The sequence below is a fragment of the Vibrio sp. zbq_1 genome, from assembly GCF_043102935.1.
Lineage (GTDB): Bacteria > Pseudomonadota > Gammaproteobacteria > Enterobacterales > Vibrionaceae > Vibrio > Vibrio parahaemolyticus.
In genome coordinates this window covers 113,155-129,465 of sequence record NZ_JBICJH010000042.1, presented here as the reverse complement: position 1 = coordinate 129,465, position 16,311 = coordinate 113,155, and the positions used below count along the sequence as shown (strand labels likewise).

Here is a 16,311-nt window from a genome sequence, read left to right as displayed (position 1 = left end):
ATGACGAAACCCACTCCCAACCTTGCTAAGTTGATCGCCACGGATTTAATTACCGTTGGTCGCTGGTCATTACTATTGTTGCTATTGATCATGGCATCAGCAATGGGAGTGGTATTTGCTACCCACCATGCGCGTCAAGCGATCACTGAAAAAGATCACACTCTGGTTGAGCGCGAGCGATTAGATAGCGAATGGCGCAACCTGATGTTGGAAGAAACCGCCTTAGCAGAACACAGTCGAGTGCAAGATCTTGCGAAAAAGGATCTTGAAATGAAACGACCTGACGGCGATAAAGAAGTGGTTATCACGCTAAAATGATAAGAAAGAAAACCAACGCTAAACAAGGAAATAAGCGTAAGTCTTCTGCGAAACCCAAAGCCGCAGTAAACGACACCAAAACCGCACCGAAAGCAGCGAAAGTAGAAGTAGAGCCATCATTTTTGATTCGCTGGCGCTTCCATTTATTGCTGTTTTTTGTTTTCTGCGCCTTTGCGCTTCTTGTCGCTCGTGTGGCCTATATTCAAATCATCGAGCCGGATAATCTCATTAAGCAGGGCGATCTACGTTCGATTCGTGTTAAGTCTATCCCGTCTGCACGAGGCATTATTTCTGATCGCAATGGTGAACCTTTAGCGGTGAGTGTGCCTGTTGAAGCGGTTTGGGCCGATCCAGCCACCATTTTTAAAGAAAATGCGCTAAGTCAGAAACAAAACTGGTATGCCTTAGCAGACGTGTTAGGTGTGGATCGCCAAGGCCTGATTGACAAAATCAAGCGCAACGAAAAGCGTCGCTTTATTTACCTGCAGCGCCAGGTGAGCCCAGCAATGGCAAACTACATTCGCGAACTGAAGCTACCAGGTATTGGTCTTAAGTCGGAGTCTCGTCGTTATTACCCGGCTGGCGAAGTCAGTGCGCACCTTGTCGGTGTGACAGGCATTGACGGTCATGGCCTAGAGGGGGTTGAGCGCAGCTATGATGAATGGTTAACCGGTGAAGAAGGTAAAAAGACCATTCGTAAAGACCGCTATGGCCGTGTCGTTGAAAACATCGCTTGGCAAGACAAACAAGAAGGCAAGTCGTTGCAGCTGACCATTGATCAGCGTTTGCAGGCTATTGCTTACCGCGCCATCAAACAGGCGGTTGCCGATCACCGTGCAACCTCTGGCTCCGTGGTGATGCTGGATGTAAAAACGGGTGCCGTTTTGGCGATGGTTAATGCTCCGTCATACAACCCAAATAACCGCACGGATTGGCAAAGTTATAAGATGCGTAACCGTGTGATCACGGACTCAATGGAGCCCGGCTCGACCATTAAGCCTTTCGTTATTTTAGCCGCCTTAGAAAATGGAGTGGCGGATAAAGATACTATCGTTGATACCGGTAATGGCGTGCTTCGGTTGGGCGGCAGCCGAGTCAGGGACGTTTCGTGGGTAGGCAAAGCTAGCTTGTCTATGATTCTGAAAAAATCGAGTAACATCGGTGTGACCAAACTTGCGATGCAAATGCCTGTTGAGGCGCTGCTTGGCTTGTACAGTTCGGTGGGTTTTGGGGAACTTTCTGGTTTGAACTTAGTTGGCGAAGTGACTGGTATCTTCCCAACTCGAACGCGTTGGTCTCCCATTGAACGTGCAACCATTGCGTTTGGTTATGGTCTGTCTATCACGCCGATTCAGCTTGCACATGCGTATGCAACGTTAGGGAACCTTGGCAAGTACGAGCCGATTCATATTATCGAGAGCAATGACCGTGATATGTCACGTCAGGTAGTAAGCAAGGAAAATGCGCGTCTTGTGCTTGATATGCTTGAGACCGTAACTCAAAAAGGCGGTTCGGCTCGTCGTGCAGCCGTTCCGGGGTATCGAGTTGGTGCTAAAACGGGTACGTCTCGAAAAGCATCGGCGGGTGGCTATAGTGATGAATACATCACTTATACCGCAGGTTTAGCACCTGTGAGCGACCCACGAATTGCGTTGGTGGTAATTGTGAATGAGCCGCAAGGTGATGATTACTACGGTGGTTCGGTCGCGTCCCCTGTCTTTTCTGAAATTATGAAAGGTGCACTGCAAATCCTGAACGTCGCACCTGATGAAAACAAATTCCAGCAGTAGGCGATGTAGCCTGCTGCAAAGCACTTTAAGAAAACCTGAGCCAAAGCTCGGAGAACAATTATGACTAAAGCCATCAGTATGGACGCGCTGCTTTCCCCTTGGGTGGATTGCCCTAGTTTGGCGTCCGTTCTCGTTTCAGAACTAGAACTTGATAGTCGCAAAGTTCAACCAGGTACAACTTTTGTCGCTCTTGTCGGCCATGTGGTAGATGGACGTAAGTTCATTGCCTCTGCGATTGAAAAAGGCGCCAATGCAGTGATTGCCCAGGCTTGTGATGTGAAAGCGCATGGCACAATCGACATCATCGATGATATTCCGGTGGTTTATCTCGATGCGCTTGATAAATGTTTATCTGAAATTGCCGGCCAGTTGTACACCTATCCTGATATGAAGTTGATTGGTGTGACAGGTACAAACGGTAAAACTACCATCACCCAGCTTATCGCGCAGTGGATTGGATTAGTTGGCTCAAAAGCAGCAGTGATGGGCACCACAGGTAATGGTTTCTTAGATGATTTAAAAGAAGCGGCGAACACCACAGGAAACGCAGTGGAAATCCAGCATACGCTGGCTTCTTTGGCCGAACAACAAGCGCAATATACGGCGTTAGAAGTGTCTTCTCATGGCTTGATCCAAGGCCGCGTTAAATCCCTTTCCTTTGCTGCTGGCGTATTTACCAACTTGAGCCGAGACCATCTTGATTATCACGGTACGATGGAAGAGTACGCCAATGCCAAACTAACGCTGTTTACCCAGCATCAATGTGATAAAGCAATCATCAATGTTGATGACGAAGTTGGCGCTGCGTGGGCGAAACAACTGACCAATGCGATTGCCGTTTCTCTTGATCCTACAACTGAGTTTGAACACGCGCTATGGGCGAGCCAAGTGGCTTATGCTGAATCCGGTATTACGATTCGTTTTGATGGTCAGTTTGGCGAAGGTACGCTGCATGCGCCGTTGATTGGTGAATTCAACGCAGCCAACTTAATGCTGGCATTTGCGACCTTATTGAGCCTTGGTTTTGATAAGAACGATTTGCTAGCGACGGCTGCTCAATTGCAGCCGGTGTTAGGCCGAATGGAGCTATTCCAAGCTGAAAATCGCGCCAAAGTTGTGGTCGATTACGCTCACACGCCTGATGCGCTTGAAAAAGCATTACAAGCACTGCGCGTGCATTGTGACGGACAGCTTTGGGCTATTTTCGGTTGTGGTGGCGATCGCGATGCGGGTAAGCGTCCAATGATGGCAGAAATCGCTGAGCGTTTGGGTGACAAAGTCGTCTTGACCGATGATAACCCGCGCAGTGAAGACCCTGTATTAATCGTCAAAGATATGCTTGCTGGCCTATCCAAACCAGCAGAAGCGATTGTCCAGCATGATCGCTTTAAAGCGCTTTCTTACGCGTTGGAAAACGCTGCGTCTCAAGACATTATCTTGCTGGCAGGTAAGGGCCACGAAGACTACCAAATTCGTAACGGCGAAACGATTCATTATTCCGACCGCGAATCCGCAATGCAGCTTTTAGGATTATCTTCATGATCAAGGTTACTTTATCTCAAATTGCAGAAATCACTGGCGGAGCGTTATTCGGTAACGATCTGACTATCGACGCAATGTCCACTGACACGCGAACGATAGACAATGGTGCGCTGTTTGTTGCGCTTGTCGGTGAACGATTCGATGCGCATAATTTTTGTCAGCAAGCATTTGAAGCGGGGGCTGGTGCCTTATTGGTTGAAAAGTGTCTTGATGTGAATGCGCCGCAAGTCGTGGTATCGGATACCAAAATCGCACTGGGCGAGTTAGCTTCTTGGGTGCACCATTCTTGCCAAACGCCTACCGTTGCGATAACTGGCAGCTGTGGAAAGACCACGGTGAAAGAGATGGTTGCCAGCATTCTTCAGCAAAAAGGCAACGTGTTGTTCACGGCAGGGAACTTCAATAATGATATTGGTGTTCCGCTGACCTTGCTGCGTTCTCAGCAAGATGATGATTACGCGGTGATTGAGCTAGGCGCAAACCATATTGGTGAAATTGCTTACACTACCCAGCTTGTGAAACCGGATATCGCGCTGGTAAACAATGTTGCGGCGGCGCATTTGGAAGGCTTTGGTTCTATTGAGGGTGTAAAGCAAGCCAAAGGTGAAATCTATCAAGGGTTACAGGCTGGTGGCATTGCCATCGTCAATCTCGATAGTAACGGTGACGCGCTGTGGCAATCGGTTCTTGCAGATAAAAAAGTGATCACTTTCTCGCATAATAATTCGCAAGCGGACTTTTACGCATCGAACGTGACAATGAATGAGGAAGGTAAAGCGAGCTTTACTTTGCATATTTCATCAGATTCGCGAGAAATTGAACTGTCACTTGGTATTATTGGTCAACATAACGTTGCAAATGCTATTGCGGCCTCAATCATTGCGCTACACATGGGGGCAACCGTTGAAGAGATTCAGTTTGGTCTTTTAAACCTTAACAAAGTAAAAGGCCGAGTGGATGTAGAGCAACTCAGCTCGACGATCAAGTTGATCGATGACAGCTACAATGCAAGCGTACCTGCGATGAAAGCGGCGGTTGATTTGCTTGGGGCGTTTCACGGTCAGCGCTGGTTGATTTTAGGCAATATGGCGGAATTGGGTGAGGAAAGTCTTGCACTTCACCGTCAAGTCGGGGAACATGCTGCCCCACAAAAATTTGAACATGTTCTCACATATGGTGCAGACGCAAAGATCATTAGCGAGCTTTGCCATGGCATTCACTTTGAGACACATCAAGAGATGATTGACTACATCAAGCAGCATCTAGACCAAACCGTTTCTGACCAACACACTATTTTGGTTAAAGGCGCGAACGGTGCACGTATGTTTGAAGTCGCTGCTGCTTTGAAGGAGTATTTTTAATGATTATTTGGCTTGCCGAGCTGCTACAGCCATACCTGTCTTTTTTCCGATTGTTTGAATACCTGTCTTTTCGAGCAATTCTCAGTGTACTTACTGCCCTAGGTCTTTCTCTTTGGATGGGACCTATCATGATCAAGCGTTTGCAAATGCTTCAAATTGGTCAGGTCGTGCGTAACGAAGGCCCTGAGTCTCACTTTAGCAAGCGTGGTACTCCTACTATGGGCGGTATCATGATTTTGGCGGCTATTTCGATCACGATTCTATTGTGGACTGATTTATCCAACCCTTATGTTTGGGCGGTACTGACGGTATTGCTAGGTTATGGCGCCGTTGGCTTTGTCGATGATTATCGTAAAGTGGTGCGTAAAAACACCGATGGTTTGATCGCGCGTTGGAAGTATTTCTGGCAGTCTTTGATCGCATTTGTTGTGGCATTTGCTCTATACGCTTATGGTAAAGACACAGCAGCGACGCAGCTTGTCGTGCCATTCTTTAAAGACGTGATGCCACAGCTTGGTCTGATGTACATCATTCTGACTTACTTCGTGATTGTTGGCACCAGTAATGCGGTAAACCTCACTGATGGCTTAGATGGTTTGGCTATCATGCCGACGGTACTGGTTGCTGCAGGCTTTGCCGTTATCGCTTGGGCTACTGGTAACGTTAACTTTTCTGAATATCTGCACATCCCATATCTACCACATGCCTCTGAGCTTGTTGTGGTATGTACGGCGATTGTGGGCGCGGGTCTTGGATTCTTATGGTTCAACACCTATCCAGCACAAGTATTTATGGGTGACGTAGGCTCTCTTGCGCTAGGTGGTGCACTAGGCACTATCGCTGTTTTGGTTCGTCAAGAATTGGTGCTGGTTATCATGGGCGGTGTGTTTGTTATGGAAACACTGTCTGTAATCCTCCAAGTCGGTTCATACAAGCTGCGCGGTCAACGCATTTTCCGCATGGCACCAATTCATCATCACTACGAATTAAAAGGTTGGCCAGAACCTCGTGTAATCGTGCGATTCTGGATAATTTCTATGGTTCTTGTTCTGATTGGTCTTGCGACATTGAAAGTGCGTTAAACGCACTTTCCAAGAACAAGCAATACAGTGTGATCACATATGGAACGTTGGCAAAACATACATAACGTTGTCGTCGTAGGGCTCGGTATTACCGGGCTCTCTGTCGTTAAACACCTCCGAAAAACTCAGCCGCAATTGACGGTTAAAGTTATTGATACGCGTGACAATCCGCCAGGCGCCGAGCGTCTGCCTGAACAGGTTGAACTACACCGTGGTGGTTGGAATACCCAGTGGCTTGCAGAGGCGGACTTGGTGGTGACCAACCCTGGTATTGCGTTAGCGACACCAGAGATACAAACGGTGCTAGCGAAAGGCACGCCTGTCGTGGGGGACATCGAGTTGTTTGCTTGGGCTGTGAATAAACCAGTGGTGGCCATCACTGGTTCAAACGGCAAGAGCACGGTGACAGATTTAACTGGTGTGATGGCAAAAGCGGCAGGATTGACGGTGGGTGTCGGCGGTAACATTGGCGTGCCTGCACTGGAGCTGCTTGAGCAAGATGCGGATTTGTATGTACTGGAACTTTCAAGTTTTCAGTTGGAAACGACGTCGAGTTTGAAACTCAAAGCGGCGGCATTTCTTAACCTTTCCGAAGATCATATGGATCGCTACGAAGGTATGGCAGATTATCGCGCTGCTAAGCTGCGTATTTTTGATCATGCAGAGTTAGCTGTAGTTAACCGTGATGATCAAGAGACGTACCCAGAGGTTGAGATGCCCGTGGTTACGTTTGGCAGCGATGAGCAAGCTTACGGCCTTGAAGTCGATGGTTCTCGCACATGGTTACTTGATCATGGTCAGCGCGTAATCGCCAGCGATGAATTGAAACTTGTCGGCAAACATAACTTAGCGAACGCTCTCGTCGTGTTGGCTCTGCTCAAAGCTGCAGGTGTTGATTACCACAACGCTTTGAATGCACTTAAAAATTACACTGGACTGACACACCGATGCCAGGTGGTTGCGGATAATCGTGGCGTAAAATGGGTGAATGACTCCAAAGCAACTAATATCGCAAGCACTATGGCTGCGCTATCAGGATTAGAGTCGACCGGTAAACTTTATCTGCTCGTTGGTGGTGTCGGTAAAGGCGCGGACTTCACGCCATTAAAACCGATCTTTGCAACGCTTAACCTACAACTGTGCTGTTTTGGTCTAGACGGTGATGATTTTATGCCACTACATGAGTCAGCAATCCGTTTCAACACCATGGAAGATGTGATTCAACAAATATCTTCGCAGTTAAAATCTGGTGATATGGTGATGCTGTCTCCCGCATGTGCTAGCTTTGATCAATTCGACAATTTTATGGCAAGAGGCGATGCATTTGCTGTTCTTGCTCAGAAATATGCATAACTAAAGGTTACTCGTTTCGTGGGTTTAAGTAACGTTAAACACAACATTGGTAATTGGCTTAAGCATCCAGCGCCAGAAGCGCTGTTTGATCGCCAGTTAGTGTGGATTGCGTTGGGTTTGATGTTGACTGGTTTGATTATGGTGACCTCTGCGTCTTTCCCAATCAGCTCACGATTGACCGATCAGCCGTTCCACTTCATGTTCCGTCATGCCACCTTCTTAGTGTTGGCGATCGGGACCTCTGCGGTGATACTTCAAGTACCTTTAGAGCAATGGTTTAAGAAAAGTCATTACTTGCTTTGGGTCTCATTCGGCTTGCTGATTGTTGTACTTCTTGCAGGTAAGTCAGTAAATGGCGCTTCTCGTTGGATTCCGCTTGGTCTGTTCAACTTACAGCCTGCCGAAGTTGCGAAGCTATCGCTGTTCATCTTCATGTCCGGTTATTTAGTCCGTAAGCAAGATGAAGTGCGCCAGACCTTCTTTGGCGGCTTTATGAAGCCAATCATGGTGTTTGCTTTCTTCGCCGTCTTGTTACTTGGTCAGCCGGACTTGGGTACCGTCGTTGTAATGCTGGTTACTCTGTTTGGCATGTTATTTATCGCGGGCGCGAAGCTAACCCAGTTTCTGGCCCTGATGATTGCAGGCATTGGCGCTGTCGTCGGTTTGATCTTGGTAGAACCGTACCGTATGCGCCGTGTTACTTCGTTTCTTGACCCATGGGAAGATCCGTTCGGTAGCGGCTATCAGTTGACTCAATCTTTGATGGCGTTTGGTCGCGGAGAATGGTTTGGTCAAGGGTTAGGGAACTCAATTCAAAAACTGGAATACCTACCAGAAGCGCACACCGACTTTGTATTTGCGGTATTGGCTGAAGAGCTTGGTTTCGTCGGTGTTGTTTTAGTGCTGATGTTGATTTTTAGCTTGGTACTTAAAGCTGTGTATATCGGCAAACGTGCTTTTGAAGAAGGCGAGATGTTTGGTGGTTACTTAGCGTTTGGTATTGGTATTTGGTTTGCGTTTCAAACCATGGTCAATGTGGGCGCAGCCGCTGGTATTGTTCCAACCAAAGGTTTGACGCTTCCACTAATCAGTTATGGTGGTTCCAGTCTGATTATTATGTCCGTTGCAGTGTCCATATTGCTGCGTATCGATCACGAATGCCGCTTGAAACGCGCGCAACAACAATCAGAACAACAGACGAATGAAACAGAATAAACGTTTGATGGTGATGGCTGGTGGTACCGGCGGTCACGTATTCCCAGGTTTGGCAGTTGCAAAGCAGCTTCAAGAACAAGGTTGGGAGATCCGTTGGTTAGGCACAGCGGATCGAATGGAAGCCGATTTGGTGCCAAAGCATGGTATTGAGATCGACTTTATCAAAGTAAAAGGTCTGCGAGGCCAAGGCGTTAAACGTCTTTTAGCTGCCCCTTTTCAAATTATTAATGCCATCATGCAAGCACGAGCGCACATGAAGCGCTGGCAGCCGGATGCCGTTTTAGGTATGGGCGGCTATGTGAGTGGTCCGGGTGGTATCGCGGCTTGGTTAAGCGGTATCCCGGTTGTTCTACACGAACAAAACGCGGTTGCAGGTTTAACAAATCAATGGCTATCAAAGATCGCTAAGAAAGTCTTTCAAGCGTTTCCCGGCGCATTTCCTTCTGCGGCGGTTGTCGGTAACCCAGTACGTGAAGACGTAACGCAGTTGGATGAGCCCGCTCAACGTATGCAAGAGAGAGAAGGACCAATTCGTATTCTTGTTATGGGCGGCAGCCAAGGGGCGCGTATTCTTAATCAAACATTGCCAGCGGTGATGGCAAACTTGGGACAAGACTACTGTATTCGTCATCAAGCAGGTAAAGGCGCAGCGCAAGAAGTTCAAGCCGCTTATCAAGCGAACAATGTTGCTAATGCAGAAGTGACCGAGTTTATCGATGATGTTGCACAAGCGTATGCGTGGGCAGATCTGCTAGTGTGCCGTTCTGGCGCATTGACGGTATCTGAAGTCTCAGCAGCAGGTGTAGGCGCGATTTTTATCCCGTTCATGCATAAAGACCGTCAACAGGCACTGAATGCCGACCACTTAGTGGAATGCGGTGCTGCGAAGATGATTGAACAACCTGATTTAACCGTGGAGTCTTTGACTCAACAGATCCAACAATTGGATCGCCAAGCTTTACTTTCAATGGCTCAAAAGGCACGCAGTGCCGCAAAATTAGATGCTGACAAAGTTGTCGCACAAGCCATTGTCGCTTTGACCGAAAAGCGTTAACGAATTATTGAGAATCGAATTAATGACTATCCAACATACACAAGACTTAGCTCAGATTCGCGCGATGGTACCAGAAATGCGTCGCGTGAAATGCATCCACTTCATCGGTATCGGTGGTGCGGGCATGAGCGGCATTGCTGAAGTTCTTTTAAACGAAGGTTATGAAATCACGGGTTCAGACTTGTCTGAAAACCCAGTAACCGAGCGCTTAGTGTCAAAAGGGGCAACCGTATTTATTGGTCACCAAGCAAGTAATGTCGAAAAGGCTAGTGTGGTAGTCGTTTCCACAGCGATTAACGAAGAAAACCCTGAAGTCATGGCGGCTCGTGAATTGCGTATTCCTATTGTTCGCCGAGCAGAAATGCTGGCTGAACTGATGCGATTCCGTCATGGTATCGCTGTTGCGGGTACACATGGTAAAACCACCACCACAGCACTAGTCACACAAATCTATTCCGAAGCAGGCCTTGATCCTACGTTTGTAAACGGCGGTCTAGTAAAGAGCGCGGGCACCAATGCGCGCTTGGGCTCTAGCCGTATTCTGATTGCAGAAGCGGATGAGAGCGACGCCTCTTTCTTGCACCTGCAACCTATGGTGAGCATCGTTACCAACATCGAAGCTGACCACATGGATACCTACGGTGGTGACTTCGAAACGTTGAAACAAACCTTCATTGATTTTCTTCACAACCTGCCGTTTTATGGCCAAGCCATTGTCTGTATCGATGATCCAGTGATTCGTGAGCTGATTCCGCGTATTAGCCGTCAAGTGATCACCTACGGCTTTTCTGACGATGCGGACGTACGTATCGAAAATTATCATCAAGAAGGTCAGCAAGGTAAATTTACAGTAGTACGTAAAGGTCGAGCTAACCTCGATATCACGCTAAACATTCCAGGCCGTCACAATGCGTTGAACGCATCAGCAGCAATAGCGGTCGCAACGGAAGACGACATTGAAGATGACGCGATTCTAAAAGCGATGGCGGGCACTCAAGGTACTGGCCGTCGTTTTGATCACCTTGGTGAGTTTGATACAGGTAACGGTCATGCGATGTTAGTCGATGATTACGGTCATCACCCAACAGAAGTTGATGTAACCATTAATGCTGCACGCAGCGGTTGGCAAGATAAGCGATTGGTTATGATTTTCCAACCACATCGTTACAGTCGCACTCGTGACCTTTACGATGATTTTGCAAACGTGCTTGAGCAGGTTGATGTATTGATCATGCTTGACGTGTATGCCGCGGGTGAAAAACCAATTGCTGGCGCGGATGGACGCTCTTTGTGCCGTACGATTCGCAGCCGAGGTAAAGTAGATCCGATTTTTGTTCCAGAAATCGAGCAATTACCATCAGTTTTGGCTAACGTTATACAAGACGGCGACCTAATTTTAACGCAAGGTGCTGGTGATGTTGGTAAAGTTGCCAAACAGCTGGCTAATCTTGAGTTAAATATAAACAAGATGCTTGGATAAGTCAGAGTGATGACGCAAAGGACAGATAAGACTCAGATCTCGATTTTGCGTCAAGATCGTTGTGATTTATTGTTATCAGTGTTTGATAGTTTACAAGAGCTCAGTATAATCCCAAGGTTAAAGTCAATACTTTTGCCGATACGATATTATGCGGTGAAAAGTACACGACAAAAGTCAGGAAACGAAGACGTTGTTGAATATTGCACTTAATGAAGAGCGACTAAACACGGACAATAACCGTGGTCGCCAAGATAAAATCTTGGGTGCGCTATTTTTCGTTGTGGTTGTGACCTTAATTAGTTCTGTTTTGTACTCGGCGATCAGTTGGATGTGGGATGACCAAAGGTTACCTCTCTCCAAAATAGTGCTTCAAGGTAAATTGGAGTACGTCAAAGCTGACGATGTTCAGGCTGCATTTAGTCGAATAGATCACATCGGTACATTCATGTCTCAGGATATTGATGTATTACAGCAAAGTGTTGAAGCATTGCCGTGGGTTGCTCATGCAGCGATTCGCAAGCAGTGGCCCGATACAGTAAAAGTTTTCTTAACAGAGCATCAACCCGAAGCCATTTGGAATGGCAACGAACTGTTAGATAAAAACGGTTTGGTTTTCGATGGTGATGTTGCTTTGTTAAAGGACGAGAAAGTTAAGTTGTATGGACCCAAAGACACTGGCCCGGAAGTGTTACAAACTTACCGCGAACTGAGTCCTAAGTTTCAACAATTGGGTTTAGCGATATCGTCTCTGGTGTTAAACGAGCGACGAGCTTGGCAAATCATCCTAGATAACGGTATTCGATTAGAGCTTGGTAAAGAGTCTCTTCTTGAGCGTATAGAGCGCTTTTTTTCGCTCTATAACAAGCTTGGCAGTGACACGCAACGAATCAGTTATATCGATCTCAGGTACGATACAGGAGCCGCAGTCGGTTGGTTTCCTGAAGAAGAGTTAGAAGAGAGTACAGATGACTAAGGCCGCAGATGACAACATTATTGTTGGTCTTGATATAGGCACTGCAACCGTATCAGCTCTAGTGGGTGAGATTCTACCTGATGGCCAAATTAATATTATTGGTGCGGGTAGTAGCCCTTCGCGTGGCATGGATAAAGGTGGCGTGAATGACTTGGAGTCGGTTGTAAAATCAGTACAACGTGCAATTGATCAAGCTGAGCTAATGGCCGAGTGCCAAATCAGCCGAGTCTTCATTTCGTTGTCTGGTAAGCATATCGCAAGCCGAATTGAAAAAGGCATGGGCACCATATCAGACGAGGAAGTTTCTCAAGAAGATATGGACAGAGCGATCCATACCGCGAAATCAATTAAAATCGGTGATGAACAGCGAATCCTTCACGTGATTCCTCAAGAGTTCACCATCGACTATCAAGAAGGGATCAAAAACCCTCTTGGTTTATCAGGGGTAAGAATGGAAGTCAGTGTCCATCTTATCTCGTGTCATAATGACATGGCACGCAATATTATTAAGGCAGTAGAGCGCTGCGGCCTTAAAGTAGAGCAACTTGTGTTTTCAGGGCTTGCTGCAAGTAATGCGGTAATCACCGAGGATGAAAGAGAGCTCGGAGTTTGTGTGGTAGATATTGGCGCCGGCACGATGGATGTGGCTATCTGGACTGGTGGTGCGTTACGTCACACAGAAGTATTTTCGTACGCAGGAAATGCTGTAACGAGCGATATTGCTTTTGCTTTTGGTACGCCAGTGAGCGATGCTGAAGAAATAAAAGTCAAATATGGCTGTGCTTTGAGTGAACTGGTCAGTAAGGATGACACGGTTAATGTCCCAAGCGTAGGAGGACGTCCTTCACGTAGTCTGCAGCGTCAGACTCTATCTGAAGTGATTGAGCCACGATACTCTGAGCTTATGGGATTAGTTAACCAAACTATCGACTCTGTACAAGCGAAACTGCGCGAAGAGGGCATTAAGCACCATCTTGCTGCGGGTGTAGTTCTAACCGGCGGTGCTGCGCAAATTGACGGAGTAGTAGAATGTGCGGAGCGCGTATTCCGCAATCAAGTAAGGGTCGGCAAACCGCTCGAAGTCAGCGGACTAACTGACTATGTAAAAGAGCCGTACCATTCTACGGCAGTTGGATTACTTCATTACGCAAGAGACATGCAGTCTAGCGACGATAGCGATTACAATGAACCTAAACGCTCATCTGTTACTGGCTTTTTCGATAAATTGCGTAATTGGATACAAAAAGAGTTTTAACCTGAGTTGCAGGATAAACGGAGACAACACATGTTTGAACCGATGATGGAAATGTCTGACGATGCAGTAATCAAGGTCGTTGGAGTTGGTGGCGGCGGTGGTAACGCCGTTGAACACATGGTGCGTGAATCCATCGAAGGTGTGGAATTCATCAGCGTCAACACTGATGCGCAAGCACTTCGTAAGACAAGCGTTGGCAATGTCATTCAGATTGGTGGTGATATCACTAAAGGTCTGGGTGCAGGTGCGAATCCACAAGTTGGCCGTGAGGCAGCTCTCGAAGACAGAGATAGAATTAAAGATTCCCTAACTGGTGCCGATATGGTGTTTATCGCAGCTGGTATGGGCGGTGGTACAGGTACTGGTGCAGCACCTGTTATTGCTGAAGTGGCGAAAGAGCTAGGTATTCTGACTGTAGCGGTTGTAACAAAACCGTTCAGCTTTGAAGGCAAAAAGCGTTTAGCGTTTGCTGAGCAAGGCATCGATGAGTTATCTAAGCACGTTGACTCGTTAATTACGATTCCAAACGAGAAGCTACTTAAAGTTCTTGGTCGTGGCGTAACATTGCTTGAAGCATTTGCGAGTGCGAATGACGTTCTTAAGAATGCAGTTCAAGGTATCGCCGAGCTAATCACTCGCCCTGGTATGATCAACGTCGACTTTGCAGACGTACGTACAGTGATGTCTGAAATGGGTCACGCGATGATGGGTAGTGGTATTGCGAAAGGTGAAGACCGAGCTGAAGAAGCGGCTGAGATGGCAATTTCTAGCCCACTTCTAGAAGATATCGATCTTGCTGGTGCTCGCGGTGTTCTTGTTAACATCACTGCTGGTCTGGACATGCGTCTTGATGAGTTTGAGACAGTTGGTAACACAGTGAAGGCATTTGCATCTGACAATGCAACCGTGGTTATCGGTACTTCTCTAGACCCAGATATGACAGATGAAATCCGTGTGACTGTAGTTGCGACAGGTATTGGCAATGAAAGAAAGCCAGATATCACGCTAGTCGCTGGTGGTAAAGCAAAAGTAGCTTCGGCTCCTCAAGCTCAGCCACAACAAGTTGCGGCAACGCAAGCTGAAGAAAAGCCGGCACAAACTTTGCAGAATCAAGTGCAAGAGAAGCCACAGGTAACTCCTCAGCCGACAAACACAGTTTCTTCTTCTCCTGCCGCGGGCCAAAGCTCAGCAGCACCAAAGCAAGAGAAAGAAAGCGGTTACTTAGATATCCCGGCATTTTTACGTCGTCAGGCTGATTAATCTTTAACCCATAAATTTGACATGGCTCAAAATTATGGTAGCATTCACGGTCGACGTTACAGACGACCGTGTTTTGTAGCATATTTTAGAGAGGCAAGCAGATGATCAGACAACGTACTCTGAGAGAAATAGTGAAAACTACTGGTGTGGGTCTCCACTCTGGTCGTAAAGTCACGCTTACTCTGCGCCCGGCTGCTGCAAACACAGGTATTATTTACCGTCGTACAGATGTAAATCCACCTGTAGATTTTCCAGCTGATCCAGCTTCTGTTCGTGACACTATGCTTTGTACTGCATTAGTGAACGACGAAGGTGTGCGTATTTCAACGGTTGAACACTTGAACGCTGCACTTGCAGGTATGGGCATCGACAACATTATTGTTGAAGTTGACGCTCCTGAAATCCCAATTATGGATGGTAGCGCAAGTCCGTTCGTTTACCTGCTTCAGCAAGCGGGTATCGAAATGCAAAACGTTCCTAAGCGTTTTATCCGCATTAAAAAGCCAGTTCGTTTTGAAGATGGCGATAAGTGGGCAGAATTTGTTCCATTTAACGGCTTCCGTATGGACTTCGAAATTGACTTTAACCACCCTGCGATTGAATCAGACGAGCAGCGCCTGCTGTTTGATTTCTCATCTCAAGGTTTCGTTCGCGAAATTTCTCGTGCACGTACGTTTGGCTTTATGCGTGATATCGAGTACCTACAATCTCAAAACCTAGTTTTGGGTGGTAGTTTCGATAATGCTATCGTATTGGACGATTACCGAATTCTGAACGAAGAAGGTCTGCGCTTTGAGAACGAGTTTGTTACTCACAAGGTGTTAGATGCAATTGGCGACCTTTACATGTGTGGTCATCCAATTATTGGTGAATTCCGTGCTTATAAATCAGGTCACGGTTTAAACAACCAACTTCTACGCGCAGTATTGGCGGATCAAGAAGCATGGGAATGGACAACTTTCGAAGAAGAAGTCGGTTCTCCAGTCGCTTTTGCAGAGCCAAACATGGTGCTAGCATAAGTTAGTCAAAGAATATTAAAAACCAGGTTTCGACCTGGTTTTTTTCTATCTAAATTTTACCGAACTTGATGATGGTGGATGGTTATTGGCTAGATTTTTCTGCCATATCTGCGAGCCTTTTTAGTCGCTCTTGGATTTTTGGTGGGGCCATATCAGCGATGGTCATCAGTGATTGAGCTGCTGACTCAGTGAGTGGCGGGCGTTTTGGCCTATCGTCTTTCTCGTATCGATTACGATAAAGTGAAGGGTTGATCCGAACGTCTACACTTATCAATTTTGCATAACCTTGTGTGCGCAGTTTGTTTAAGATCATTAGACGATCGTAGTCGATCTTCATTTTGATGGCCGCGCTAGATACGTCTATCAGAAGATGGCCATTGCGAATATTTGCAACTCGGCAATGATCTGCCGTCCCTTTTGGTAAAATTGTTTGTAGAGCTTGGTTAAGCTGCAAGATTTCTCCGGCATGTTCTTGAATTTGCTTAAATTGAGACTCAGCAATTACATCCTCTGTCGAGGTTGGTCGATGATCACGCATAGGTAAAATCTAATTTTGTTGAGATATGACTATTCTAGAGCAGCTTTCTCACTAGGTATAGTTTACATTAA

14 protein-coding genes are annotated in these 16,311 nt (G+C 46.8%); 13 read left to right on the top strand and 1 reads right to left on the bottom strand.

Features of this window, described 5'->3' with window-relative positions:
• The 13 genes from ftsL (at position 1) to lpxC (ending at position 15,702) form a co-directional block, all read left to right on the top strand.
• Positions 1-318: a cell division protein FtsL gene (gene ftsL, locus ACF8CV_RS20280; protein ID WP_005458197.1), complete on the top strand. Its 318-nt coding sequence runs from the start codon at positions 1-3 to the stop codon at positions 316-318.
• Entirely contained in the window at positions 315-2,108 is a 1,794-nt protein-coding gene (locus ACF8CV_RS20275; protein ID WP_020840082.1) for a penicillin-binding transpeptidase domain-containing protein, read from the top strand. The genes ftsL and ACF8CV_RS20275 overlap by 4 nt, the downstream gene beginning before the upstream one ends.
• Positions 2,109-2,168: 60 nt before the next feature.
• Positions 2,169-3,650: a UDP-N-acetylmuramoyl-L-alanyl-D-glutamate--2,6-diaminopimelate ligase gene (gene murE / locus ACF8CV_RS20270; RefSeq protein WP_025625335.1), complete on the top strand. Its 1,482-nt coding sequence runs from the start codon at positions 2,169-2,171 to the stop codon at positions 3,648-3,650.
• A complete protein-coding gene (gene murF / locus ACF8CV_RS20265) occupies positions 3,647-5,011 on the top strand; it encodes a UDP-N-acetylmuramoyl-tripeptide--D-alanyl-D-alanine ligase (protein ID WP_025625334.1) in 1,365 nt (454 codons plus the stop codon). Before murE ends, murF begins: the two co-directional genes overlap by 4 nt.
• Positions 5,011-6,093 carry a phospho-N-acetylmuramoyl-pentapeptide-transferase gene (mraY, locus tag ACF8CV_RS20260; RefSeq protein ID WP_005458164.1) on the top strand — a complete coding sequence of 361 codons (1,083 nt, stop codon included), beginning with the start codon at positions 5,011-5,013 and terminating at the stop codon, positions 6,091-6,093. Before murF ends, mraY begins: the two co-directional genes overlap by 1 nt.
• Positions 6,094-6,132: 39 nt before the next feature.
• Positions 6,133-7,446 (top strand): UDP-N-acetylmuramoyl-L-alanine--D-glutamate ligase, encoded by a 1,314-nt coding sequence (gene murD, locus ACF8CV_RS20255; protein ID WP_005458170.1) that lies wholly within the window; start codon positions 6,133-6,135, stop codon positions 7,444-7,446.
• A gap of 18 nt (positions 7,447-7,464) precedes the next feature.
• Complete coding sequence (ftsW, locus tag ACF8CV_RS20250; RefSeq protein ID WP_005458190.1) at positions 7,465-8,661, top strand: cell division protein FtsW; 1,197 nt, start codon at positions 7,465-7,467, stop codon at positions 8,659-8,661.
• The gene (gene murG, locus ACF8CV_RS20245; RefSeq protein ID WP_005458193.1) at positions 8,648-9,715 is read left to right on the top strand and encodes an undecaprenyldiphospho-muramoylpentapeptide beta-N-acetylglucosaminyltransferase; all 1,068 of its coding nucleotides are present in this window, start codon (positions 8,648-8,650) and stop codon (positions 9,713-9,715) included. The genes ftsW and murG overlap by 14 nt, the downstream gene beginning before the upstream one ends.
• A gap of 22 nt (positions 9,716-9,737) precedes the next feature.
• On the top strand, positions 9,738-11,195 hold the full coding sequence (gene murC / locus ACF8CV_RS20240) for a UDP-N-acetylmuramate--L-alanine ligase (RefSeq protein WP_005497094.1): 1,458 nt from the start codon (positions 9,738-9,740) through the stop codon (positions 11,193-11,195).
• Positions 11,196-11,385: 190 nt separating this feature from the next.
• Positions 11,386-12,168, top strand: a complete 783-nt coding sequence (locus tag ACF8CV_RS20235; protein WP_005489880.1) for a cell division protein FtsQ/DivIB — start codon at positions 11,386-11,388, stop codon at positions 12,166-12,168.
• Positions 12,161-13,423, top strand: a complete 1,263-nt coding sequence (gene ftsA / locus ACF8CV_RS20230) for a cell division protein FtsA (RefSeq protein ID WP_005458184.1) — start codon at positions 12,161-12,163, stop codon at positions 13,421-13,423. Before ACF8CV_RS20235 ends, ftsA begins: the two co-directional genes overlap by 8 nt.
• Before the next feature lie 30 nt (positions 13,424-13,453).
• On the top strand, positions 13,454-14,683 hold the full coding sequence (gene ftsZ / locus ACF8CV_RS20225) for a cell division protein FtsZ (protein WP_005497096.1): 1,230 nt from the start codon (positions 13,454-13,456) through the stop codon (positions 14,681-14,683).
• A 101-nt stretch (positions 14,684-14,784) separates the two neighbouring features.
• Positions 14,785-15,702, top strand: coding sequence for a UDP-3-O-acyl-N-acetylglucosamine deacetylase (gene lpxC / locus ACF8CV_RS20220; RefSeq protein WP_025499599.1), 918 nt, complete (start codon positions 14,785-14,787; stop codon positions 15,700-15,702).
• An 82-nt stretch (positions 15,703-15,784) separates the two neighbouring features.
• On the opposite strand, the gene ACF8CV_RS20215 is transcribed toward lpxC, so the two are convergent.
• Positions 15,785-16,240 carry a DUF721 domain-containing protein gene (locus tag ACF8CV_RS20215; protein WP_005461181.1) on the bottom strand — a complete coding sequence of 152 codons (456 nt, stop codon included), beginning with the start codon at positions 16,238-16,240 and terminating at the stop codon, positions 15,785-15,787.
• Positions 16,241-16,311 lie beyond the last annotated feature (71 nt).

What these genes read in the sequence shown, in the direction of transcription:
- murG (WP_005458193.1), top strand. Translation starts at nt 8,648, where the DNA reads ATGAAACAGAATAAACGTTTGATGGTGATGGCTGGTGGTACCGGCGGT.
- ftsZ (WP_005497096.1), top strand. Translation starts at nt 13,454, where the DNA reads ATGTTTGAACCGATGATGGAAATGTCTGACGATGCAGTAATCAAGGTC.
- murE (WP_025625335.1), top strand. Translation starts at nt 2,169, where the DNA reads ATGACTAAAGCCATCAGTATGGACGCGCTGCTTTCCCCTTGGGTGGAT.
- murC (WP_005497094.1), top strand. Translation starts at nt 9,738, where the DNA reads ATGACTATCCAACATACACAAGACTTAGCTCAGATTCGCGCGATGGTA.
- ACF8CV_RS20215 (WP_005461181.1), bottom strand. Translation starts at nt 16,240, where the DNA reads ATGCGTGATCATCGACCAACCTCGACAGAGGATGTAATTGCTGAGTCT.
- ftsA (WP_005458184.1), top strand. Translation starts at nt 12,161, where the DNA reads ATGACTAAGGCCGCAGATGACAACATTATTGTTGGTCTTGATATAGGC.
- ACF8CV_RS20275 (WP_020840082.1), top strand. Translation starts at nt 315, where the DNA reads ATGATAAGAAAGAAAACCAACGCTAAACAAGGAAATAAGCGTAAGTCT.
- murD (WP_005458170.1), top strand. Translation starts at nt 6,133, where the DNA reads ATGGAACGTTGGCAAAACATACATAACGTTGTCGTCGTAGGGCTCGGT.
- lpxC (WP_025499599.1), top strand. Translation starts at nt 14,785, where the DNA reads ATGATCAGACAACGTACTCTGAGAGAAATAGTGAAAACTACTGGTGTG.
- murF (WP_025625334.1), top strand. Translation starts at nt 3,647, where the DNA reads ATGATCAAGGTTACTTTATCTCAAATTGCAGAAATCACTGGCGGAGCG.
- mraY (WP_005458164.1), top strand. Translation starts at nt 5,011, where the DNA reads ATGATTATTTGGCTTGCCGAGCTGCTACAGCCATACCTGTCTTTTTTC.
- ftsL (WP_005458197.1), top strand. Translation starts at nt 1, where the DNA reads ATGACGAAACCCACTCCCAACCTTGCTAAGTTGATCGCCACGGATTTA.